This is a genomic window from Teichococcus oryzae (assembly GCF_008386565.1).
Classification (GTDB): domain Bacteria; phylum Pseudomonadota; class Alphaproteobacteria; order Acetobacterales; family Acetobacteraceae; genus Pseudoroseomonas; species Pseudoroseomonas oryzae.
The window spans coordinates 85,422-107,673 of the sequence record NZ_VUKA01000001.1 but is presented as its reverse complement, the minus strand read 5'-3'; the positions used below and the strand labels follow the sequence as shown (position 1 = coordinate 107,673).

Annotated in this window: 24 protein-coding genes; 10 read left to right on the top strand and 14 right to left on the bottom strand. The window is 70.6% G+C overall.

Annotated elements, in window-relative coordinates:
• Positions 1-16: 16 nt before the first annotated feature.
• Together F0Q34_RS00475 and metX are read right to left on the bottom strand one after the other, a co-directional pair.
• Positions 17-829 carry a class I SAM-dependent methyltransferase gene (locus tag F0Q34_RS00475; protein WP_149810182.1) on the bottom strand — a complete coding sequence of 271 codons (813 nt, stop codon included), beginning with the start codon at positions 827-829 and terminating at the stop codon, positions 17-19.
• 106 nt (positions 830-935) lie between these two features.
• Positions 936-2,093: a homoserine O-acetyltransferase MetX gene (gene metX / locus F0Q34_RS00470; RefSeq protein ID WP_149810181.1), complete on the bottom strand. Its 1,158-nt coding sequence runs from the start codon at positions 2,091-2,093 to the stop codon at positions 936-938.
• An 89-nt stretch (positions 2,094-2,182) separates the two neighbouring features.
• On the opposite strand from metX, the gene F0Q34_RS00465 reads away from it, so the two are divergent.
• The 3 genes from F0Q34_RS00465 to F0Q34_RS00455 are packed head-to-tail and all read left to right on the top strand — an operon-like array spanning position 2,183 to position 5,014.
• Positions 2,183-3,019: a chorismate mutase gene (locus tag F0Q34_RS00465; protein ID WP_149810180.1), complete on the top strand. Its 837-nt coding sequence runs from the start codon at positions 2,183-2,185 to the stop codon at positions 3,017-3,019.
• A gap of 5 nt (positions 3,020-3,024) precedes the next feature.
• On the top strand, positions 3,025-4,134 hold the full coding sequence (gene hisC, locus F0Q34_RS00460; RefSeq protein ID WP_149810179.1) for a histidinol-phosphate transaminase: 1,110 nt from the start codon (positions 3,025-3,027) through the stop codon (positions 4,132-4,134).
• On the top strand, positions 4,127-5,014 hold the full coding sequence (locus F0Q34_RS00455) for a prephenate dehydrogenase/arogenate dehydrogenase family protein (protein WP_149810178.1): 888 nt from the start codon (positions 4,127-4,129) through the stop codon (positions 5,012-5,014). Before hisC ends, F0Q34_RS00455 begins: the two co-directional genes overlap by 8 nt.
• A gap of 9 nt (positions 5,015-5,023) precedes the next feature.
• Here F0Q34_RS00455 and F0Q34_RS00450 read toward each other — a convergent pair whose 3' ends face one another.
• Positions 5,024-5,905, bottom strand: a complete 882-nt coding sequence (locus F0Q34_RS00450; RefSeq protein ID WP_149810177.1) for a LysR family transcriptional regulator — start codon at positions 5,903-5,905, stop codon at positions 5,024-5,026.
• A 91-nt stretch (positions 5,906-5,996) separates the two neighbouring features.
• Here F0Q34_RS00450 and F0Q34_RS00445 point away from each other — a divergent pair, with 91 nt between their 5' ends.
• The gene (locus F0Q34_RS00445; protein WP_206667933.1) at positions 5,997-6,752 is read left to right on the top strand and encodes a TSUP family transporter; all 756 of its coding nucleotides are present in this window, start codon (positions 5,997-5,999) and stop codon (positions 6,750-6,752) included.
• Positions 6,753-6,790: 38 nt separating this feature from the next.
• Here F0Q34_RS00445 and F0Q34_RS00440 read toward each other — a convergent pair whose 3' ends face one another.
• Together F0Q34_RS00440 and F0Q34_RS00435 are read right to left on the bottom strand one after the other, a co-directional pair.
• On the bottom strand, positions 6,791-7,069 hold the full coding sequence (locus tag F0Q34_RS00440) for a hypothetical protein (protein ID WP_149810175.1): 279 nt from the start codon (positions 7,067-7,069) through the stop codon (positions 6,791-6,793).
• Positions 7,070-7,256: 187 nt separating this feature from the next.
• On the bottom strand, positions 7,257-9,581 hold the full coding sequence (locus F0Q34_RS00435) for a mechanosensitive ion channel domain-containing protein (RefSeq protein ID WP_149810174.1): 2,325 nt from the start codon (positions 9,579-9,581) through the stop codon (positions 7,257-7,259).
• 108 nt (positions 9,582-9,689) lie between these two features.
• Here F0Q34_RS00435 and F0Q34_RS00430 point away from each other — a divergent pair, with 108 nt between their 5' ends.
• The 5 genes from F0Q34_RS00430 to F0Q34_RS00410 all read left to right on the top strand — a co-directional run bounded on the left by F0Q34_RS00430 (position 9,690) and on the right by F0Q34_RS00410 (position 13,560).
• Positions 9,690-9,890, top strand: coding sequence for a twin transmembrane helix small protein (locus F0Q34_RS00430; RefSeq protein ID WP_149811180.1), 201 nt, complete (start codon positions 9,690-9,692; stop codon positions 9,888-9,890).
• A 122-nt stretch (positions 9,891-10,012) separates the two neighbouring features.
• Positions 10,013-10,759: an electron transfer flavoprotein subunit beta/FixA family protein gene (locus tag F0Q34_RS00425; RefSeq protein WP_149810173.1), complete on the top strand. Its 747-nt coding sequence runs from the start codon at positions 10,013-10,015 to the stop codon at positions 10,757-10,759.
• Positions 10,760-10,761: 2 nt separating this feature from the next.
• A complete protein-coding gene (locus F0Q34_RS00420; protein WP_149810172.1) occupies positions 10,762-11,688 on the top strand; it encodes an electron transfer flavoprotein subunit alpha/FixB family protein in 927 nt (308 codons plus the stop codon).
• Positions 11,689-11,691: 3 nt separating this feature from the next.
• Positions 11,692-12,585 carry a 3-hydroxybutyryl-CoA dehydrogenase gene (locus F0Q34_RS00415; RefSeq protein ID WP_149810171.1) on the top strand — a complete coding sequence of 298 codons (894 nt, stop codon included), beginning with the start codon at positions 11,692-11,694 and terminating at the stop codon, positions 12,583-12,585.
• Between the two features lie 6 nt (positions 12,586-12,591).
• Positions 12,592-13,560: a magnesium and cobalt transport protein CorA gene (locus tag F0Q34_RS00410; RefSeq protein ID WP_149810170.1), complete on the top strand. Its 969-nt coding sequence runs from the start codon at positions 12,592-12,594 to the stop codon at positions 13,558-13,560.
• Positions 13,561-13,574: 14 nt separating this feature from the next.
• Here F0Q34_RS00410 and radC read toward each other — a convergent pair whose 3' ends face one another.
• On the bottom strand, positions 13,575-14,315 hold the full coding sequence (radC, locus tag F0Q34_RS00405; RefSeq protein ID WP_370751017.1) for a RadC family protein: 741 nt from the start codon (positions 14,313-14,315) through the stop codon (positions 13,575-13,577).
• A gap of 290 nt (positions 14,316-14,605) precedes the next feature.
• Positions 14,606-15,115 (bottom strand): pyridoxamine 5'-phosphate oxidase family protein, encoded by a 510-nt coding sequence (locus tag F0Q34_RS00400; protein WP_149810169.1) that lies wholly within the window; start codon positions 15,113-15,115, stop codon positions 14,606-14,608.
• Between the two features lie 143 nt (positions 15,116-15,258).
• Between F0Q34_RS00400 and F0Q34_RS00395 the strand changes: the two genes are divergently transcribed.
• Complete coding sequence (locus F0Q34_RS00395) at positions 15,259-15,906, top strand: YjbF family lipoprotein (protein ID WP_149810168.1); 648 nt, start codon at positions 15,259-15,261, stop codon at positions 15,904-15,906.
• Here F0Q34_RS00395 and F0Q34_RS00390 read toward each other — a convergent pair.
• From F0Q34_RS00390 to F0Q34_RS00360, 7 genes are all read right to left on the bottom strand, one after another.
• Positions 15,890-16,945, bottom strand: coding sequence for a glycosyltransferase family 4 protein (locus F0Q34_RS00390; protein WP_149810167.1), 1,056 nt, complete (start codon positions 16,943-16,945; stop codon positions 15,890-15,892). The genes F0Q34_RS00395 and F0Q34_RS00390 overlap by 17 nt on opposite strands.
• Before the next feature lie 124 nt (positions 16,946-17,069).
• Entirely contained in the window at positions 17,070-17,825 is a 756-nt protein-coding gene (locus F0Q34_RS00385; protein WP_149810166.1) for an FkbM family methyltransferase, read from the bottom strand.
• Positions 17,822-18,691: a VOC family protein gene (locus F0Q34_RS00380; protein ID WP_241665237.1), complete on the bottom strand. Its 870-nt coding sequence runs from the start codon at positions 18,689-18,691 to the stop codon at positions 17,822-17,824. Before F0Q34_RS00380 ends, F0Q34_RS00385 begins: the two co-directional genes overlap by 4 nt.
• Positions 18,688-19,347, bottom strand: coding sequence for a glutathione S-transferase (locus F0Q34_RS00375; RefSeq protein ID WP_149810165.1), 660 nt, complete (start codon positions 19,345-19,347; stop codon positions 18,688-18,690). The genes F0Q34_RS00380 and F0Q34_RS00375 overlap by 4 nt, the downstream gene beginning before the upstream one ends.
• A 94-nt stretch (positions 19,348-19,441) precedes the next feature.
• Entirely contained in the window at positions 19,442-20,479 is a 1,038-nt protein-coding gene (locus tag F0Q34_RS00370; protein WP_149810164.1) for an NAD(P)/FAD-dependent oxidoreductase, read from the bottom strand.
• Between the two features lie 69 nt (positions 20,480-20,548).
• Positions 20,549-20,977: a DUF1810 domain-containing protein gene (locus F0Q34_RS00365; protein ID WP_149810163.1), complete on the bottom strand. Its 429-nt coding sequence runs from the start codon at positions 20,975-20,977 to the stop codon at positions 20,549-20,551.
• Between the two features lie 127 nt (positions 20,978-21,104).
• Positions 21,105-22,244, bottom strand: coding sequence for a M20 family metallopeptidase (locus F0Q34_RS00360; protein WP_149810162.1), 1,140 nt, complete (start codon positions 22,242-22,244; stop codon positions 21,105-21,107).
• Positions 22,245-22,252: the final 8 nt, after the last annotated feature.

Below are 22,252 nucleotides of genomic sequence, written 5' to 3'. Positions count from 1 at the left end.
CCGTTCGTGGGATGGATCAGGGAACGGTGCCCAGCACCGTCCAGGCGCGGGCGGAAAGCGGGATGCGGCCATCGGGCCCGGCCGGCAGCGTGGCGCGCAGCCTTTCCCGCAGCAGCAGGCGCCGCGCCTCCGGCAGCGCCATGCAATAAGCTGGTGCCGGGGCCTGGCCGCCAAGGAAGGGCGCCCAGTAATCGTTGAAATCGCGGAACACCGTCGGCACCTCGATCTCCGCCACCGCCACGTCCCGCAGGCCGCCCTCCCCGAACAAGGCCCGCAGCGGCCCGGGGCGGCAGATGGCGAAGCGCAGCGCCTCGTCACGTCCGGCGACGCCATCCGGGTCGAGGGCGGCCGCCGCGTCCCAGAAGCGGCGCATCATCTGCATGCCTTCGGCGTAATCCCAGACATAGGCGGCAACGGTGCCGCCGGCGCGGACAGCCCGGCGCATCGCGGCCACGGCGCGGGGCGGGTCCGGCACGAAGTTCAGCACCAGCCCGCTCACCACCGCGTCGAAGCCACCATCCCTGAAAGGCAAAGCCTGCGCTTCCGCCCGCAGGAAGCAGGTGCGCGGATCGGCCATGCTTCGCCGCGCATGGGCCAGGAAGCCCGCCGAAGGGTCCATCCCGACCAGCAGGGCCGGGGCGCGGCGCGCCAGGATGGCGGCGCTGAGCGCGCCCGTGCCGCAGCCGACATCCAGCCACCGGGCGCCGGGCGCCACGCCGAGGCGGCCGATGAACTCCGCCGCCACCACCCGGCTCCAGCGGCCGACATAGGGCTCATACACCTCGCCGGTCGCCCACAGGCGGCCGGGTCCGGGCTGCTCACTGGCCATGATGCGCCGCCTTGCTGGACGCCGGCGCGGTGCCGCGCGCCGGCCTGCGCATCCTCACAGGCTCCGGGGCCGGCAACAAGCCAATCCGGCGTGACGCCCGCCTTGATCAGACGCCGAGCTTTTCCGCCGCGCCACGCAGAAAGCCGCCCAGCGCGGCGTGGAATTCCGGCTCGTCCAGCAGAAAGGCGTCATGCCCCTTATCCGAGGTGATCTCGACAAAGGACACATTGGCCGCCGCTTGGTTCAGCGCCCGCACCAGGGTGCGGCTTTCCTCCGTCGGGAACAGCCAGTCGGAGGAGAAGGAGGCGACGAAGAAGCGCGTGCGGGTGTTGCGGAAGGCGGCCGCCAGGTCGCCGCCATGCTCCGCCGCCAGGTCGAAGTAATCCATGGCGCGGGTGATGGTGAGGTAGGAATTGGCGTCGAAGCGGCGCACGAAGGTGCTGCCCTGGTGGCGGAGATAGCTTTCCACCTCGAACACGTCTTCCAGAAAGGTCAGGGCCGAGGCGCCGCGCAGCCGGCGGCCGAATTTGCGGGTCAGCGCCTGCTCGGACAGGTAGGTGATGTGCGCCACCATGCGCGCCACCGACAGGCCCTTGGCCGGCACCAGCCCCGGCTCCTCCCAGTAGCGGCCGCCGCGCCAGTCCGGGTCGGAATGGATGGCGGCGCGGCCCACCTCGTCAAAGGCGATGTTCTGCGCCGAATGATGCGGCGCCGTGGCGATGGGGGCGGCGGCGAACACCATCCCGGGAAAGGTCGCGGCCCATTCCAGCACCTGCATGCCGCCCATCGAGCCGCCGACCACCGCCAGTAGCCGGTCGATCCCCAGATGCTCCACCAGCAGCTTCTGCGCCCGCACCATGTCGCGGATGGTGATGGACGGAAAATCCGTGCCCCAGGGCCGCCCTTCCCCCGGCATGTCCGAGCGCGGCCCGGTGGTGCCCATGCAGCCGCCCAGCACGTTGGAGCAGATGACAAAGAAGCGGTCCGTGTCGATCGGCCTGCCGGGGCCGACCACCGCCTCCCACCAGCCGCCGCGCCCGGTGAGCGGGTGCCGCTCCGCCAGGTACTGGTCGCCGGTCAGGGCATGGCAGACCAGCACGGCGTTGCTGCGCCCGGCGTTCAGCCGGCCATAGGTGCGGTAGGCAACATCCACCGGCGCCAGCACGGCGCCGCAATCCAGCGCCAGCCCGTCCGGGAAATGGGCGCGCTGGTGCTCCGTCTCGGACAGGTGCGGCTCGGGGAGAATGGGCTTCGCCTGGTTCATGCCGGTGCGATGTGTAGAGCAACCGGGCCCCGGCCGGAAAGGTGGCGCTTGGCGTGGCAGCCCCGCGGTTCTATTGCTGAGCCGCCGCCATGCCCGATCAACCCACCCCTCCGCCCCCCACCGACCTGGCCTCCCTGCGCGTCGAGATCGACCGCATCGACGATGCCCTGCACGACCTGCTGATGCGGCGATCCGACCTCGTGGCGCATATGGCGTCGGCGCGGCTGAAGGGCGGCGCGCCGACCTTCCGCCCGGGGCGCGAGGCGCTGATCCTGCGCCGCCTCCTGCAGCGCAACCGGGGCGCCATGGCGCGGGCGGCCATTGTCCGGCTATGGCGCGAGATCATCGCCGCCTCCCTGGCGCAGCAGGGCCGCTTCACCATCGCCGTGCCCGATGCCGGCGGCGCGGATTGCGTCGCCAGCCGCATGGCCCGGGCGCATTTCGGCCTGCTGACGCCGCTGAAGGCCTATCCCACCCCGTTCCGCGCCCTGGCCAGCGTCGCGGGCGGCGAGACCGCCGTCGCCGTGCTGCCCGCCCCCGACGAGGCCGAGCAGCCCGAGCCCGCCTGGTGGATGCGCATGGAAGCGCCGGGGCTGCGGGTGGTGGCGGCCCTGCCCTTCCTGGCGCCCCCGGATGCACGGCCCCAGGCCTATGCCGTCGCCACGCTTGTGCCCGAGCCCACCGGCCGCGACCGCAGCCTGCTGCGGATCGAGCCGGGGCCGGAGCATACCCGCCCGCGCATCGCCGCCATCCTGGAAGCCGCCGGCCTGCCGCCGCGCTGGTTGATCCGCCGCGAATCCCCCTCCCCCATGGCGCTGGCCGAGGTGCCCGGCTATCTGCCGGATGACGAGCCACGCCTGTCGGCCCTGCCCTTTCCCCGCCTGCAGATCCTCGGCACCTATGCCGAGCCCGAGCCGGAAGAATAACCGCGATGAGTGTTGCGCCGCGCCCCTCCATCCTGTCGATCGATCCTTATGTCGGCGGCGAGTCGAAGATCCCGGGCGTCAACCGGATCATCAAGCTGTCCTCCAACGAGGGCGCCTTCGGCCCGCCCCCGGCCGCCATCGAGGCGATCACCCGTGCCGCCCGGGAAGCCCACCGCTACCCCGACGGCAACGCCACCGCGCTGCGCGAGGCGCTGGGCGCCCGCTTCGGCCTCGACCCCGCGCGGATCATCACGGGCAATGGCTCGGACGAGCTGATCTCGCTGCTCTGCCTCGCCTATGGCGGGGAAGGCACCGAGTTCATCATGTCGGCCTATGGCTTCATGATGTACGACATCTCCGGCCGCGCCATCGGCTCGCGCGTGCTGAAGGTGGCGGAGAAGCCGGGCCCCGATGGCGGCACGGTCGCCGACATCGACGCCATGCTCGCCGCCGCCGGTCCGCGCACCCGCATCGTCTTCCTGACCAACCCCAACAACCCGACCGGCGCCCTGCTGCCGAATGCCGAGGTGGCGCGGCTGCGCGCCGGGCTGCGGGACGACATCCTGCTGGTGCTGGACAGCGCCTACGCCGAATACGTCACCGAGCCGGGCTACGACCCCGGCGACAAGCTGGTGAACGCGGCCGGCAACACCATCATGCTGCGCACCTTCTCCAAGGTGTTCGGGCTGGGCGGCATGCGGGTCGGCTGGGGCTATGCGCCCGCCGACATCATCGACGTGCTGAACCGCGTGCGCGGCCCGTTCAACGTCGCCAGCGCCTCCATGGCCGCGGCCGTCGGCGCGCTGTCCGAGCCGGGCTGGGTGGAGAAGTCGGTCGCCCACAATGCCGAATGGCGTGGCAAGCTCGCCGCCGCGCTGCGCGCCGCCGGGGGCGATGTGTGGCCGAGCCACACCAACTTCCTTCTGGCCGATTTCGGCTCAACCGAGGCCGCACGGGCCGTGGACGCGAAGCTAAAGTCGCGCGGGCTGATCGTGCGCGGCATGGCCGGCTACGGCTTGCCGCAGGCGCTGCGCTTCACGGTCGGCGCCGCCGATGAATGCCAGCTGCTGATCGAGGCGCTCGGCGCCCCGCCCCCAGGCACCTCCCATGGCTGAGCCGATCTTCGAGCGGCTTTGCCTGATCGGGCTCGGGCTGATCGGCTCCTCCATCGCACGGGTGGCGCGGGAGCGCGGGGACATCGCCCGCACCCTGGTGGCCTGCGACCATGGCGTGGGCGTCGCAGCCCGGCTGCGGGAGCTGGACCTGGCCGACATTGTCGAGGTGGATGCCGCCACGGCCGTGCGGGGCTGCGATGGCGTGATCCTGTGCACCCCCGTCGGCAGCTTCGCCGGCATCATGGAACAGATCGCGCCGCATCTGGCGCCGGGGGCGGTGCTGTCCGACACCGGCTCCACCAAGGGCTCCGTGCTGCGCGACGTGCTGCCCCTGCTGCCGGAAGGCGTGCATCTGGTGCCCGCCCATCCCATGGCCGGCACGGAGCATTCCGGCCCCGATGCCGGCTTCCCGACCCTGTTCCAGGGCCGCTACGTCATCCTGACGCCGCTGCCCGAAGCCCCGCCCGCCGCGCAGGAAAAGATCGCCGAGCTGTGGCGCCGGGCCGGCGCCATGCTGGAAAGCATGGACCCCGTTACGCATGACAAGGTGGTGGCGATCGTGTCCCACCTGCCGCACCTGCTGGCCTTCACCATCTGCTCCACCGCCGACGACCTGGCGCAGGAAACGCGGGAACAGGTGCTGAAATTCGCGGCCTCCGGCTTCCGCGACTTCACCCGCATCGCTTCCAGCGACGTGGACATGTGGCGCGACATCTTCATCAACAACCGGGAAGCGCTGCTGGAGATGCTGGCCCGCTTCTCGGAGGACGCGCATGCCCTGGGCCGGGCGGTGCGCTGGAACGAGACGCAGTTCATCGAGGACCGCATCCGCCGTGGCCGCAAGATCCGCCGCTCCCTGATCGAGATCAAGCAGGCCTGAGGCCGGGCTTCATTCCCGCAGGTGGTCGCGCAGCAGCCTCGCCGGCTCGCTGAGCGGGGGATCGACGCGGTGGCACAGGCAAAGCTGCCGCACGGCCCAGGCCTCGGCCAGCCGCCGGATGGACAGCGCGCGGCGATGCGGCCGCGCCGCCGCTTCGGGCAGGATGGCGATGCCCGCCCCCGCCGCCACCATGCGGCAGGCGGCATCGAAGCCGGCGGCGCGGGCGCGCAACCGCGGCCTTCCGCCGAGTCGCGCCGCCTGCCAGGCCAGATGCGCCTGCAGCGCCGAGGCGGCATCCAGCCCGATCCAGGGCTGGTCCAGCAGTTCCGCGAACGCCACCGGGCGGGAGGCCGCCAGGGCATGGCCGCGGGGCAGCACCAGCACCAGCCGGTCGGTGCGGAACGGCAGAACCGCGAGCCCCGGCGCCGCATCCAGCGCCCAATGCGCGGCGATGCCCAGCTCGGCCGATCCCCCCGCCACCATCCGCAGCACGGCGGGGCTTGGCTTCTCCTCGGTTTCCACGTCGATCCCTGGATGCGCCGCCAGGAAGCCCGCAAGGGCATCGGGCAGGAACAGGCCGCAGGCAGCGCCATTGGCCGGCAGCCGCAGGGTGGCCCGCAGGGCACCGCCTGCCCCGCCCAGCGCCGCCTGCAAGGCCGCGACCTGTCCCAGCACCAGGCGGGCATGATGCAGCATTTCCAGCCCCGGCGCGGTCAGCCGGATGCCGCGGCGCCCGCGCAGCAGCAGGGCCGCGCCGCATTCCGCCTCCAGGGCACGCAGCCGGGCGCTGGCCGCCGCCAGCGCAAGATGGCAGCGCGCCGCCCCGGCGGTGATGCTGCCGGCCTCGGCCACGGCCAGGAACAGCCGCAGATCGGTGAGGTCGAAATGCATGACGGCCCCCGGCTGCCTTCGCCCCTGGCGAAGCCTCCCTTGCGCGATGCCGCATTGTGGCGCTCCCTTGGGCGCTGGCAAGCTGCGCCGCATGCCGCACGACCTGCCCACCGCCGCCACCATTGCCGCCGTGTTCCTGTTGGCCGGGATGGTGAAGGGGATCATCGGGCTGGGCCTGCCCACCATCGCCATCGGGCTGCTGGGCCTGTTCCTGCCGCCGGCCGAAGCGGCGGCGCTTCTGGTGCTGCCTTCGGCGCTGACGAATCTCTGGCAGGCCCTGTCGGGCGGGCTGCCACTGGCGCTGCTGCGCCGGCTGCTGCCGCTGCTGGCCGGGCTGCTGCTGGGCGCGGCGCTGGGAGCGATGCTGGGAATCGGCCTCAGCGGCGGCGATGCGGCGCTGGCGCGGCGGCTGCTCGGCGCGGCATTGCTGCTGTATGGCGGCTTCGGCCTGGTTGGCCGCGTCGCCACCCTGCCGGAGGGGGCGGGCGAAGGCTGGGCCGGGCTCGGCAGCGGCCTCGTGACCGGCATGGTGACGGCGGCCACCGGCGTGTTCGTGCTGCCCGCCGTGCCCTACCTCCAGGCGCTGGGACTGGAACGGCGGGCGCTGCTCCAGGCCATGGGGCTGTCCTTCGGCGTGTCCACCCTGGCCCTGGCGGCGAGCCTGCCGGCGGGCAGCCTTACCGGAAGTGCGTCAGGAGGCGGGATGCTGTTCGCCTCGGCCCTGGCGCTGGCGCCAACACTGCTCGGCATGGTCGTGGGCCAAAGGCTGCACCTGCCGCCGCTGCTGTTCCGGCGGATCTTCTTCGCGGGGCTGCTCGGCCTGGGGGCGCATCTGGCGCTGGCCTGACGCGACGGCGCCTGCCCCCTTGCCGTGCGGGGCGGCCCTCAGGCCACCAGGCGGATGTGGCGCCCTTCCATGGCCTCGACCTTCAGCACGCCAATGATCTGGCCGAGATTGCCGGCAACAAGATGCAGCATGTCCAGCGGCATGGCGTCCAAGGCGATTTCCGTGCGGAGATACTGCCCTTCGCGCTGGCTGCGCACCCGGTCGGGCACGAGGTCGCGCTTGGCGAAGGGCTCCAGCACGCGGGACAGCAGGCCGGGATAGGCTTCGGCCAGCACGGTGAAGCGGGCGGAAGTCAAGGCGGGGAAATTGTCGGACATGGAGGCAAGGATTCCGGATCGGCGGCTTGAAGGGCGTGCGGGGTTCCTCCCGGCCGCTGCCCCCCGCAGGGCGCTCAGGCGGCCGGGCCGCTAATAATGATGCCGATGGCCCGGATCTGATCCATGGGGCGGACGATAAGGGCGCCGCGGCGGCCGCGCAAGCGCCGCGTTGCCTCCGGCCGCGAACTCAGCCCTGCCTGGCGGGCGAAGCGGGGCGCAGCGGATTGGCGGCGGCCTCCTCGAACATCAGGCGCTGGCGGTGAGCCGGGATCTCGATGCCCAGTTCGTCGAAGCGGCGCTTGATGCGGCGGTTGGCTTCCCGCATCACCTCCCAGCGCTTGATCGGCTCCGTCTTGATGCGGACCCGGATGACCGGGCCGTCCGGCATCAGCTTGTCCACGCCCAGCACCTCCATCTCGTCCCGGATGACGAGGCCCCAGCGCGCTTCCGTCCGCATCTCGGCGCAGATGCCGGTCAGCACCTCCACCACCCGGTCGATGTCCTCCCGGTAGGCGACCTGGATGTCGAGCACCGCGAAGGAGAAGTCGCGCGTCATGTTGGTGACGCTGTTCACGGTGGAGAACGGGATGATGTGCAGGCTGCCATCCAGGTCGCGCAGCTTGATGGAGCGGATCGACAGTTGCTCCACCACCCCGGCCTTGCCGCCCAGATTGACCACGTCCCCCACCGCCATCGCGTCCTCGAACAACAGGAAGATGCCGGTGATGACGTCCTGCACCAGCTTCTGCGAGCCGAAGCCCAGCGCCAGGCCGATCACGCCGGCACCGGCCAGCAGCGGCGCGACATTGACCCCGATCTCGCTGAGCAGGGTGAAGCCCACGAACAACAGGATCACCACCAGAAGGGTGGTCCTCAGCATCGGCACCAGGGTGCGCACGCGGGCGCTGCGCGCCGCTTCCGCGTCGCGCGACAGGCGGTCGATGTGCCGCTGCAGGGCGGCATTGGCGATCTCCCACAACAACAGCGCCAGCAACACCGTCAGGCCAAAGGACAGGCCCGAGCCGAGCAGCCGGCTGCCCAGCGCGCCGGGCGCGAACCACCCGAAGGCGGCGATGCCCCAGACCTCCAGAAGGGTCATCAGCGTCAGCACCGTCATCACAATGGACAACAGGCCCTTCAACAGCGGCGCGTAGCGGCCGGCGCGGCTTTCCAGGCCCGGATGGCGGCCGGCCAGTTCATTGGCAGCGCGGAACAGCCGCCCGGCCAGGCGGCGCAACAGCATGTCCAGCAGCCGCGCCGCCGCCAGCACCACCAGCGTCAGGGCGCTGGTGCGCAGCAGGCGGGTGAAGCCGTCCTCGATCTGCAAGGCCCAGACCATCCACAGCGCCAGCAAGTAAAGAATGGCCAGGATGTGCCAGATCTCGGCCAGGCCATCCCGGAAGCGGCGCGCGGTGAGCCGGGCGCGGTTCGGCTGGTCCCCGGGCCTCAGCTCCGGCGCCCGCAACCAGCGCGCCACCGCCGCCCGGTTGTGCAGCACGATGATGCCCAGGAACACGGAGACCACCAGCAGGACCAGCCGCCGGATGGCATCGTAGACGCCCCAGGGCAGGCCAAACAGCAGCCCGGCCTCGGCGATGGCGTTGCCGGTGATCAGCACCGCCGCCACGCGGTGCAGCCACAACATGGCATAGGCGGCGGCGGCATCGTCGCAGGGCACCAGCCGCAGCCGCGCCGAGGCCGGGGAAAACAGCAGCCGCCCCAGCGCCATCACCACCCGGACCCCGAGATAGGCATGGGCGGCGGTCAGCAGGATCAGCTCGGTGGTCGGCAAGGGTTGCAGCAGCGGGATCAGCCCATAGGCGGCGAAGCCGAAGGCGGCGAGCGGGAACAGGTCCAGCAGCAGGCGGCCAAGCAGCAGCGGCATCCACCGCAGCCGCGCCCAGCCGCGCATCGGCCCCGGCGTGGTCTGGTCCAGCTTCCGCCGCGGGCCGGCCAGCGCCCGCGCCGCCAGCCTTTCCGCCAGCACGCCGAAGCCAAGGCTCAGCGCCAGCTTCCAGGAAGCATCGGCGATCCGCGCATGCGTCACCGGATCGCGCGCCTGGGCGGACAGCCATTCCACCAGCCCCGGCAGGTCGGTAATGGTGCGCACCGTCAGCACCACCTGGTCGCTGAGCCAGGACAGGTAGTGCGAGGCGCCGGTCAGCACCTGGCCGCCCAGGGTGTTGGGCGCCAGTAGCGGCGCCTCGGCCGGGACTGGCTGCGGCGCAGCGGGCTGGGAGGGGGCCGGGGCAGCACCGCCTGGAGCGGCCGGGGCGGGCAAAACCGCACCGTCTGCCGGAGGCGTGGCTGGGGCTAGGGGTGCCGTGGCCTGCCCCGCCGCCGCCAGCGCTTCCAGCGTGCGCATCAGCTCCGCCCGGCGCGCCTCGTCCTGCAGCAGATCAAGCAGGCGCCGCGCCTCGGCGGCGGGCGGGGGCGCCGGCGTGGCGGGCGCCTGGGCGAAGGCGGCCGGCAGGAGGCCGAGGCAGAACAACAGGATCATCAGCGGGCGCATGGCGGCGTGCCAAGCCGAAGCCGCTTCCGGGGTCAACCCCGCCTGCCCTCGCGGCAAGCGCGGCGGGCTGCTTGCACGGCGGCGGAATCATGCCATTTGTGGGACCTTATGGTGATCATCCTTTCCATTCTGCTCGCCCTCGCCATGCTGGCGACCGTGGGTGTCATGTTCGCCGGCATGCTGGGCCTGGCGCGGGGCGAGGAAGGCAGCGGGGCAACGCGCTCCAACACGCTGATGCGCTGGCGGGTCGGGCTGCAGGGCCTGGCAATCCTCCTGTTCCTGGCGCTGATGCTGGCCATGCGCGGATAGTCGCTGACCGATCCGTCACCTTGCCACCCTTGGCCGGCGCCCTTACGCTCCGGCGCCACAAGCGCAGAACCTCGTGGCGTCGCAACAAGCGGCGCGGAAACCCTCAAGGACACGGCCTGGCGATGAAGCTTCTCGTCCCCGTTAAGCGGGTAGTGGATTACAACGTGAAGGTCCGCGTGAAGGCGGATAACACGGGCGTCGAGACGGCGAACGTGAAGATGTCGATGAACCCCTTCGACGAGATCGCCGTCGAGGAAGCGGTCCGGCTCAAGGAGAAGGGGGTGGCCACCGAGATCATCGCGGTGTCCATCGGGCCGGCGCAGGCGCAGGAGCAGATCCGCACCGCCCTTGCCATGGGCGCCGATCGCGGCATCCTGGTCGAGGCGGAGAACACCGAGCCGCTGGGCGTCGCCAAGCTGCTGAAGGCCATCGTGGAGCGCGAGGGCCCGCAGCTCGTGATGATGGGCAAGCAGGCCATCGACGACGACATGAACGCCACCGGCCAGATGCTGGCCGCCCTGCTGGGCTGGAGCCAGGGCACCTATGCCAGCAAGGTCGAGCTGGCGGATGGCGCGGCCAAGGTCACGCGCGAGGTGGATGGCGGCCTGGAGACGGTCAACCTGAAGCTGCCCGCCATCGTCACCGCCGACCTGCGGCTGAACGAGCCGCGCTATGCCTCGCTGCCCAACATCATGAAGGCGCGCAAGAAGCCGATCGAGACGCTGAAGCCCGCCGATCTCGGCGTGGACGTGGCGCCGCGGCTGAGCATCCTGAAGGTGGAGGAGCCGCCGAAGCGCCAAGCCGGCGTCAAGGTGGGTTCGGTGGCCGAACTCGTGGCGAAGCTGAAGACCGAAGCGAAGGTGATCTGAGCATGGCCGTTCTTCTTCTGGCCGACCGCAGCGGCAACATCGTGTCCCAGCCCACCCGCTCGGCGGTGGCGGCGGCGTCGCAGATCGACAAGGACGTGCATGTGCTGGTGCTCGGCGGCGCCGAGGCGGCACAGGCCGCGGCGAAGCTGCCCGGCGTCACCAAGGTGATCCAGGCGGACGGCCCGGCCTATGAGCATGGCCTGGCCGAGCCCGCCGCCGCGCTGCTGGTGGCGCTGGCGCCGAACTATTCCCACCTGCTCGCCCCCGGCAGCGCCATGGGCAAGAACATCATGCCGCGCGTCGCCGCGCTGCTCGATGTCCAGGTGATCACCGACATCGCCGGGGTTGAGAGCCCCGACACCTTCCGCCGCTTCATCTATGCCGGCAATGCCCTGGCCACGGTGAAGACGTCGGACGGGAAGAAGGTGCTGACGGTGCGCGCCGCCTCCTTCGACCCGGTTCCGGCCGAGGGCGGCACGGCGGCGGTGGAGAACGCCCCGGCGGCCGAGGACCCGGGCGTGTCTGCCTTTGTCGGCGCCGAGATCGCGCAAAGCGAGCGGCCGGAGCTGACCGCCGCACGGGTGGTGATTTCCGGCGGCCGCGCACTCGGATCGGCCGAGAACTTCGCCATCCTGGACAAGGTCGCGGACAAGCTGGGCGCCGCCGTGGGCGCGTCCCGCGCCGCGGTGGATGCGGGCTACGCGCCCAACGACCACCAGGTCGGCCAGACTGGCAAGATCGTCGCGCCCGAGCTGTACATCGCGGTCGGCATCTCGGGGGCCATCCAGCACCTGGCGGGCATGAAGGACAGCAAGGTCATCGTCGCCATCAACAAGGACGAGGACGCGCCGATCTTCCAGGTGGCCGATTACGGCCTGGTGGGCGACCTGTTCACCATCATCCCCGAGCTGGAAAAGGAACTGGGCTGAGCCATGGCGGGGAGCGGCCCCAGGGGGATCAGCACGGTCGGCGTCATCGGCGCCGGGCAGATGGGCAACGGCATCGCCCATGTGGCGGCGCTGTCCGGCCTTTCGGTGGTGCTGGTGGACGTGAACCAGGCCGCGCTGGACAAGGCGCGGGCCACCATGACGAAGAACATGGACCGGCAGGTGGCCAAGGGCAGCCTGAAGGCCGAGGAAAAGGATGCCGCCCTCGCCCGCATCGCCACCGGCACGGAAATGCCGATGCTCGCCGAGTGCGACATCGTCATCGAGGCGGCGACGGAGCGGGAGGAGGTCAAGCTTTCCATCTTCCGCGATGTCTGCAAGCTACTGAAGAAGGAGGCGATCCTCGCCTCCAACACCTCCTCCATCCCGATCACCCGCCTCGCCGCCGCCACCGACCGGCCGGACCGCTTCATCGGCATGCACTTCATGAACCCGGTGCCGGTGATGAAGCTGGTGGAGGTGATCCGCGGCATCGCCACCTCCGAGGAAACCTTCGACGCCGTTGCCTCGCTGGCCTGGAAGATGGGCAAGATCACGGCGGTGGCGCAGGACTACCCGGCCTTCATCGTCAACCGCATCCTGGTGCCGATGATCAACGAGGCGGTGCAGACCCTTCAGGAAGGGGTGGGCGACATCCGCTCCATCGACGCGGCGATGAAGCTCGGCGCCAACCATCCCATGGGGCCGCTGGAACTGGCCGACTTCATCGGCCTCGATACCTGCCTCGCCATCATGCGCGTGCTGCATGAGGGCATGGGGGACAGCAAGTACCGCCCTTCCCCGCTGCTGGTGAAGTATGTCGAGGCCGGCTGGCTGGGGCGGAAGTCAGGCCGAGGCTTCTACGACTACAGCCAGGAGCCGCCCGCACCCACGCGCTGAAGGGCCATGAGCGTCGTCGCCGCCTATCTGTACCGCGACGGCCGACGGGCCGGGCCTGTGGAGCTCGGCCAGCCCATCGCCTGTTCCAGCGACCAGTCCGAATTCGTCTGGATCGGGTTGCTGGAACCTTCCGAGGCGGAACTCCGCATCCTCCAGGAAAGCTATGGCCTGCACCCGCTGGCGGTGGAGGATGCGCTGAAAGCGCATCAGCTGCCCAAGGTCGATGTGTATGGGGAGCAGCTTTTCGTGGTCGCCCGCACCGCGCATCTGGAAGGCGACCAGATCGAGTATGGCGAAACCGCCATCTTTGTCGGCCCCAGCCACATCATCACCGTGCGCCACGGCTCCGCCCGCCACCATGCCACGCTGCGCGCTCAGCTGGAGGCCGCGCCGAGGCTGCTGGCCAAGGGCGTCGACTACGTGCTGCACGGCGTGCTGGACTTCATCGTCGATGGCTACCTGCCGATCATGGAAACGATCGAGGAGGAGGTGCTGGAGATGGAGCGCCGCGCCCTCGACACCATGCTGGAGCGGGAAGCGGTGACGCGCATCTTCCACCTGCGCCGGCAGATGATCCGCTTCGGCCGCATCCTGGAGCCGATGGCGGAGCTGTGCAGCAAGCTGGTGCGGCTCGACATGCCCTGCATCGACCGCGATGCGCGGCCTTACTTCTCTGACGTGCTGGACCATGTGCGGCGGGTCCAGATCCGGGTGGGCGGGCTGCGCGAGATCCTGACCTCGGTGTTCGAGATCAGCAGCCTGCTGGAGCAGCAGCGCCAGGGCGCCATCACCCGGCAGCTGGCGGCCTGGGCGGCCATCCTGGCGGTGCCCACCGCCATCGCCGGTATCTACGGCATGAACTTCGAGAACATGCCGGAGCTGCGCTCGCATTATGGCTATTTCGTCGTGCTGGGCGTCATCGCCCTGCTGTGCGGCCTGTTGTACTGGCGCTTCAAGCGGGCCCGCTGGCTTTAGGGCAGGCCGCCCCCCTACAGCAGCCCTTCCCGCCGGAAGCTGAGATAGCGCCCATTGCCGACGATCAGGTGGTCATGCACCACCACGGCGAAGAACTGCCCGGCCTGCTTGATCTCGGCCGTCATCTCGATATCCGCCCGGCTTGGCGTCGGGTCGCCGCTCGGGTGGTTGTGCACCAGGATCAGCGCCGTGGCACGCAGTTCCAGGGCGCGCTTCATCACCTCCCGGGGATAAACCGGGGTATGGTTGACCGTGCCCTTGGCCTGCGCCTCGTCGGCGATCAGCCGGTTCTTGCTGTCGAGGAACAGGATGCGGAACTGCTCGATCTTCTCGCGCGAGATGGCGGCGTTCAGATAGGTGATGAGCCGGTCCCAGTTGTTCAGCACCGGCGCCTCCATCACCTCCGCCTTGGCCAGGCGCAGCGCCGCGGCCTGCACCAGCTTCAACGCCGCGACGCTGTGGGGCCCGAGGCCGCGGGTTTCCATCAACGTCTTCTGCGGCGCCGCCAGAACCGCCCCGAAGGAGCCGAACTGGTTGATCAGCGCCTTGGCCAGCGGCTTGGTGTCGCCTTGCTTGAAGGCGAAGAACAGCAACATCTCCAGCAGCTCATAATCGGCCAGGGCATCGGGGCCACGCTCCAGCAGCTTTTCCCGCATGCGGGCCCGGTGCCCCTGCGGGCCGGTGATGGCGAAAGGCTGCGCTGGCGCGGCATCCGGCGCCGGCGCCTCGATGGCCGGAAGCGTGCCGAAGGGCAGCCGCTCGGGCCGCAAGGGGAAGGCGTCCTCGCCCCCCGCCTCGCCGCCGCGCAGCAGCGCCAGTTCCCCCTTGATGGGGGCTTCGGCGAAGCCGCGCGGGCGGTGCGACGCCGGTTCGGCCTGGGGCGGGAGGGCATCCGCGGATGCCACGTCCCGCTTCGAGAAAGTTCTGGAAAGCCATCCGGCCACGGTGTTTCAGATCCGTCCTTGGCACCGCTTATGCGGCGATCTTTTGGACTATCCTTTCAACCAAATGGCGATTCAAGAATTTCCTTTCAGTTCCGGCTCGATCAGCCCCCGAAGCTGACCTTGGCATTCTCGCCACTGGTGTCGGGCCGTCCCGTGACCAGCGACTGCGCGTAGCCATAGGCGAAGCGCAGGGCGGAGGAGACGCCATCCCAGTATTCCGCTCCCTCGATCGTCACGGCGATCAGCGCGACCTCGGTGCTGTCCGGGCCTTCCGGCAGCCAGCTGCGCAGCCCCTCATGCCACAGCGCCTGCTTGCGCGCGGGGTCGGTGATCAGCTGCGCCCTGCCGGAGATGGCCACGTAATCCTGGTTGCGGGTGTCGGAATAGCCCAGGAGAACCCGGCCATCATGCCGGATCTCGACCACCTTCGGGCTGTCGGTGCGGGTGAAGAACCACAGCGTCCGGCCGTCCGGGTCCGGCTTCTGGCTGCGCATCGGGCGGCCGCGCAGCCGGCCTTCCCCATCAATGGTGGTGAAGATCGCGGTGCCGATCTCGGCGATCATGTCGCGCACCTTGATGCGCATCTCGTCTTCGTTGCGGTTGCTCTGCATGGCTTGCTTTCCACTCCAGGTCCGGGTGGAGAACCGAACAGCCCGCGGGGCGGTTGCCCAGCCCCGCGGCCATGTGCCGGATGGCGGGCGCGGTTCATTGCAAAAATGATGCTCACGGTTCCGTGATGGTCTAGGCTGCCGGCATGCGCCGCTTCCTCCTCCTCCTGCTTCCATTGGTGCTTCCCGGCTGCGGCTCGATGTTGCCGGAATCCTGGGTGCCCGACCTGTCCAGCCTGTGGGAAGCGCCACCGCCGGAAGCCGAGCCGGACCCGCCCGGCCTGCCGGCCGCGCGCGCGCCGGTGGATGGCACCCCCGCCCTCCGGCTGTCCTGGGGCAAGGGCAGCGCCATGGCCCTGCTGGTGTCGCAGAATGGCGAGCGGCGCCTGTGGCGCAGCACGGGGGGCGTCGTGGTGGCGACGGATGGCGCCCGCGTCACCGCCACCGCCGGGCTGCGGGAATGGATCGCCGGCACGCGGCTTGATGGCCCCGATCCGCTGGATGAGCCGCTGGAGCTGCTGGCGCAGCCGGCCTCGCTGCGGCGGCAGGTGGATTTCATGCGCAATGACCGCTCGCCGGCTCGGATGCGCTTCGGCGTGGCGCTGAGCTGCCAGCTTTCAGCGGCGCGGCAGGGGCCGGTGGTGCTGGTGCGCGAAGCCTGCCGTGGCGGCGGCAGCGGCGGCTTCACCAACCGCTACTGGGCCGACCCGGCCAGCGGCGGCATCTACCGCTCGGAACAATGGGTCGGGGAAATCGGCACGATGCGGCTGGAGGTCGTCACGCCGCCCAGCTGAGGCCGGCGCGGCGCACCCGCCAGGCGATGAAGCCCAGCCACAACAGCTGCACCAGCAGCGGCGGCAGGATCACCAGCGGCTTCAGGGCCGGGCCCAGGCGCAGGAACAGCAGCGCCAGCCCCAGGTGGAACAGCACGAACCCGCCATGCACCGCCGTCACGGTGCGCACGCCGAGGCCGCTGCGCTGCGCCATCTGGTACAGGTGGGTGCGGTGCGGCGCGCTGATCCGCTCGCCCATCCAGGCGCGGCGCAGCAGGGTGAAGCCGGTGTCGAACAGCAGCGCGAAGATCAGCAGAGGCATCAGCAGAAAGGAAAGCTGCGCCGCGTCCAATTGCGCCGCCGCCACCCCCAGCACCGCCAGCACGAAGCCCAGAAACTGGCTGCCCACATCGCCCATGAAGATGCGCGCGGGATGCAGGTTGAAGGGCAGGAAGCCGGCGATCCCGCCCCCCAGGATCAGCGCGGCGGCATAGATGAACCAGCCATTCTGCACCACCGCGACATAAGCGAGGCCGCCGCAGACCACCAGCACGGTGCCGCCCACCAGCCCGTCCATGCCATCCATGAAGTTGACGGCATTGGTGCAGGCCACGATCCAGAACAGCGTCAGCAACGGCCCGAGCCAGCCGAGTTCCACCACCCCGATCCAGGGCAGCGCCAGGCGGTGCACCACCAGGCCGCTGGCCACCGCCACCAGCGCCGCCAGCGCCTGGGCCGCCAGCTTCACCACGAAGCGGAAATCCCGGATGTCGTCCAGCAGGGCCACCACGGCGATGGCGATGGCGGCCAGGATGACGCCGATAAAGCCCTGCTCGGCCATGCGCGCGAACTGCGCCACGTCATACAGCACCGCCATGCCAATGATGAACGCGCAAACGATGCCGACACCGCCGCCCTTCGGGGTCGGCCGCGCATGGGCCTTGCGGTGGTCGGGATGGTCCAGGATCGGAAAGGCGATCATCAACCGCACCACGAGCGCGGACAACAGCGCCAGGCCGGAGGCGAAGCCGAGATGCTGCAGAAAGGCGGCAGAGGTCATGCGGGGCGGAACCTGGACGAAGTGGCGGGCGCCGCTCCCCTAGCGGAACTGGGCAGCAGGGGTAAGGGCGCCCGGCGGGATGGTGGCGCGGCGGGCGGCGGCGCGGGGAAGCATGGCGGGGCCTTCAGCGCAGCCGCGCTTCATCCAGGCTGGCATAGATGTCGCCGGAATTGGCCTCGGCCGGCAGGGCCTCCAGCCAGCGCGCCACGGTGCCGGCACGCGCCGGCCCTTCCAGCACGAAGCGCATCTCCTCCCCCAGGCAGGCATTGAAGCGGTAGGGGCCCAGCGCCCCGATCGCCTCCAGCGCATCCAGCGCCACCGCGCGCTGCAGGGTGGTGAACTCGAAGCTCAGGCTGCGCACCGGGCGCGACAGGCCGGCCAGCGCCTGCGCCTCGAAGCCTTCCACATCGAGCTTGATGAAGGCTGGCTCGCCATGCTCTGCCGCCAGGAGGTCCAGCGTGGTCACCGGCAGGGTCACGGCGCCGTCCCATTCCTGGCCTTCCCAGCCTGGCGCTCCCTCCGCCGCCGCCATGAAGGCTTCCGAGGCCGTGGCCACGGTGGGGTTGGCGCTGTTGAGGTGCAGCCGGGCTTCCCCCTGCTGGCTGCCGACCAGGGCCGGCACCAGCGCCACGCCGGGATCGCGGCTGAAGATCAGCCGCAACAGGCGGTGCAGGCGCGGCTGCGGCTCCACCGCAACGGCGCGGGCGCCGAGCCGGCGAAAGCTGGCGGTGCGGTCGCCGACATGCGCGCCGATGTCGAAGCCGAGCTCGCCCTCGCCCAGGAAGCGGCCCAGGAAGCGATCCAGCGCCGCCGCCCGTCCCGGCGCGTAATAGGTGCGCAGCGAAACGCCGATGGCCCGGGCCTGCGGCGCCAGGCTCAAGCGCGGAACACCAGCGCGGCGCCGCCGGCCTGTTCGGGCGGGACCATCACTCCGCCAGGCGCTTCCCGCAGCACCGCCCCGGCGATGCGCGTGATGGCGGCATTGCCGTCATCGGTGCGGAGCGTGCAGCCCGCGAGGAAGGGCAGCGTCGGCGCGGCGACCCCCGGCAGCACCGAATCCAGCGCGGCGGGGGGCAGGATGCGCACCGCGCCCTGCGGCAGAGGCAGGCGGTAGCCGCCCGCCAGGTCCGGCTCGAAGGGCTGGCCGGTCAGGCGGGACAGGGCGGCTGCGCTGCGGGCCGGCTCCGGCACGGCCAGGATCACGTCCTCCAGCGCCACAGCGCGGTTGGGGTGCTCCATCCAGCGTTCCTGCCACATCAGCTCCGGCGTGTGGTGCTGCACCAGCTGCACCCGGCCTTCCGGCGCGTCGGGCAGCGGCAGGCGGGAAAAGCGGGCCAGCGCCGGGTTGCCATCCTCCACCGGCCGTTGCAGGGGCATGATGCCGGGAATGTCCAGCCCGGCGCGGCGCAGCCTTTCCAGTTCCGCCGCCGCATCCTCCATGCCGAAGGCCAGGATGTGCATGCCGGCGTAGCGGGCCAGGAAGCGCCCCAGGCCGTTGTCGAAGCCGGACGGATCAACAACTGCCAGCAATTCCACATAGCCCTGGCGCAGCATGGCGCAGCGATTGGCGGTGCCGAAGGGCTCCAGCGGCGCATCCGGGCTGCGGCGGCCCGTTTGGCGGTTCACCGGGCTCAGAACAAAGCCGAGCCGCTCATAGGTGGCCCAGAGCGCCGGGCCATCGGCGGCGCAAAGGCCCACATGGTCCAGGCTGCTCGCGCCCATGCCGGTCATCGTGGCGCCGCTCATGCCGCGGCCACCTGCTCGTATTTGGCGAGGCGCCATTCGGCCGGCTCGGCCGCGGCTTCGTCATACCAGCGCCGCATGAGCGGATGCTCCCGCACCGCCGCCATGTAGTCGCGGCTGCGCGCCTCCAGCTCCGGCTCCCAGGTCAGGAAGCGGCAGACCACGGGGGCATACATGGCATCCACCGCGCCAAAGCGGCTGCCGAACAGGAAGGGACCGCCGGAGTCCAGCAACGCCTCGCGCCAGATCGCCTCGATGCGGGCAATGTCGACCAGCACCTCGGGGGTGCGGTTGCGGCCGGGGAAGTGGTTCAGGATGCTCATCGGCATGGCCATGCGCAGCGCGCGGAAGCCGGCATGCATCTCGGCCGCCATGGAGCGCGCCACGGCCCGCCGCACCGGGTCGGAGGGCCACAGGCGCGGCTCGATCTCGGCGCAATATTCCAGGATGGCGAGGCTTTCCCAGACCCGCGCCCCACGATGCTCCAGATAGGGCACGAGGCCGGTTGGGGTGGCGTCCTTGATCGCCGCGGTGTTGCCGCCGGCCAGCGGGATCAGCACCTCCTCCACCTCCAGCTTGGCCAGGTGCACGGCCAGCCAGCCGCGCAGCGACCAGGAGGAATACATCTTGGTGCCGATGACGAGACGGCCTTCCGCCATGGTTGCGCTCCCTGTCGCTGCCTGGGGAGCGACAACCTACGGCGTCGCGGGCCGGTGGGGAAGCCGCCCGTCCTCCCCACCTGGTGTTTGGGGCCTATTCCGCCGGCACGCCCTTGGTGGTGCTGTATTCGAAATGCAGCGCCTCCCCCGGGAAGACCTGGGGGTGGATGGCGTGGGCCGCCATCGCCGCTTCCGAGAAGCCCTGCAGGATCAGCTTCAGCTTGCCCTGGTAGGTGGCGATGTCGCCGATGGCGTGGATGCCGGGGATGGAGGTGGCGCAGGTCGCCGGGTTCACCACCACATGGCTGCGCTCCAGCCCCAGGCCCCAATTGGCGATCGGCCCCAGTTCCATGGACAGGCCGAAGAAGGCCAGCAGGTGGTCGGCCGGGACCATCCGCTTCTCGCCCTTCAGCGTCGCCAGTTCCACATGGGACAATTCGCCTCCCTCCCCGTGCAGCGCGTGCAGCTGGTAGGGGATGGCGAGGTCGATCTCGCCCCGCTCGGCCGCCGCTTCCATCTGCGCCACGCTTTCGGGGGCGGCGCGGAATTTCGGCCGGCGATGCACCACGGTGACGCGCTTGGCGATGTCCTTCAGGCTCAGCGCCCAGTCCACCGCCGAATCGCCGCCGCCGGCGATCACCACGCGCTTGCCGCGCAACTCCTCGCGCCGGGCCACCATGTAGCGGACGGCGCCGCTCGCCTCATAGGCGGGCAGGTCGTTCAGCGGCGGCCGGTTGGGGCCGAAAGCACCGGCGCCGGCCGCGACGATCACCGCCTTGGCGCGCACCACCTCATCCTTGCTGGTGCGCAGCTCGAAGCCGCCTTCCTGCATCTGCGCCAGGGAATCGACGCGGCGGCCGAGCAGGTAGATCGGCGCGAAGGGCTCCGCCTGCTGCTCCAGCTTGGCCACCAGATCGGCGCCGGCGATCGCCGGATAGCCCGGGATGTCGTAGATCGGCTTCTCGGGGTAGAGCGCGGCGCATTGCCCGCCGATCGCCTCCAGCGTGTCGATCACCACGCATTTCATGCGCAGCATGCCGCATTCGAACACCGCGAACAGCCCGGTCGGGCCGGCGCCGATGATGGCGACATCGGTGCTGACGGCGGCATGGGCGGCGGAATCATCGGGCATGGTCGGGCCTCTCCACGTCTGGCAGGGCCGGCATAGAAGCTTTGGAGCCAGGGGGCAAAGGGGCGCCGCTCAGCCGCCCGCCAGCCGCTCCAGCGTGGCCGCGTCCTCCGCGCCTCCGAAATAGCGCCGCAGCGCCTCGGCGAAGGCGGGCTCCTCCGGGCGGGCGCGGTGGAACAGCGTCATGGAGGAATGGAACTTCATGTCATCCGGGCTGCCGAAGATGGCATGCGCGGTGCGGCCGGGCACCGCGTTGACCAGCTCCGTGCATTCCAGCAGACGCGGCCCCAGCACCGGATGCTCCAGATAGGCCCGCGCTTCCGCCAGGGAGGCGATGGCGTAGCGCCGCGCCATGGCGCTGTGGCCGAGGCCTGCGATCTGCGGAAACACGAACCACATCCAATGGCTGCGCTTGTCACCCGCCGCCAGCTCGCGCCGGACCTGCGGCAGCACCGGGTCCTGGGCCTGCACAAAGCGTCCGAGGTCGAAGCGGTTTTCCATGCGCGGGAATCTGGAGGCCCGCGCCCACATTGAAAGAGGCCGCCAGGAACGGAACTCCCCTTCCCGGCGGCCTTCCCAAGAATCCGGCGCCAAGCCGCCGGTCAGCCCGTCCCTTGCCGGCGGGGCTTCAATCGCCCAGCGTTTCCAGCAGCTCGCACAGCGTGGCGCAGCGCGGCGCCAGTTCCCGCCACAGGATGTGCTCGAACTCCGCATGGGCACCGGCGCCGGCGCCGCCCAGGCCGTCCAGCGTGGGGATGCCCATGGCGGCGGTGAAGTTGCCGTCGGAGCCGCCGCCGCGATGCTGCTTCGGCAGGTCATAGCCGATGCGGCCGGCGATCGCCCGCGCCTGCTCATAGAGGGCCAGCACGGCGGGCGTTTCCACCATGGGCGGGCGGTTCATGCCGCCGGTGACGAACACCTCGGTTCCGTCCGGCTGCGGGCCGGCCAGGGCCTGGATGGCGGCCACCAGTTCCTCCCCCTTGGCGGCGGTGGCGACGCGGATATCCACCTCGCAGCCGGCCTCGTTCGGGATGACGTTGGGGCGGGTGCCGCCCCAGATGGGCGCGCAGTTGGTGGTGGTGCCGCCATCGAGGTCCACCATGCCGTGGATGGCGGTGATGATGCGCGCCAGCGTCACCACGGCGGAGGCGCCTTCCTGCCAGTTGCCACCGGAATGGGCGCTGCGGCCCTTCACCTTCACCACCATGCGGCCGGTGCCCTTGCGGGCGGTGACGCAGCACTTCTCGACGCCGCCCGCCGGCTCCGGGATCAGCACGGCGCAGGCGCCCGCCGCTTCCCGCTCGATCAGGGCGCGGCTGGTCGGGCTGCCCACCTCCTCATCCGAGGTCAGCAGCAGGGTGATGGGCGCGCGCGTCGCCACCTTCTGCCGCAGGAGCTCCCGCACCGAATGAAAAGCGAAGAAGGAGCCGGCCTTCATGTCGTAGATGCCGGGACCGAAGGCCTTGTCCCCTTCGACGCGGTAGGACAGCGCGCCATGGTCCCAGACGGTATCCAGATGGCCCGCCACCAGCACGGGCCGCCCCTGGCCCACCCCGCCTTGCCCTGGCGTGCGCGCCACCAGGTGGTCGCCGAAGCCGCGGGTGCCGGGGATGCGCTCCACCACCGCGCCCATCGCGCGCAGCTCGGCCTCGGCCTTGCCCATCAGGCCGTTGATGGCGGCCGGGTCGGTGGTGGGGGTCTCGTGCTCCACCCAGCCGCGGAGTTCCTCCAGCAGGCGTTCGCTGGTGCCGATCTGCGTGGCGGGCATTGGACGAT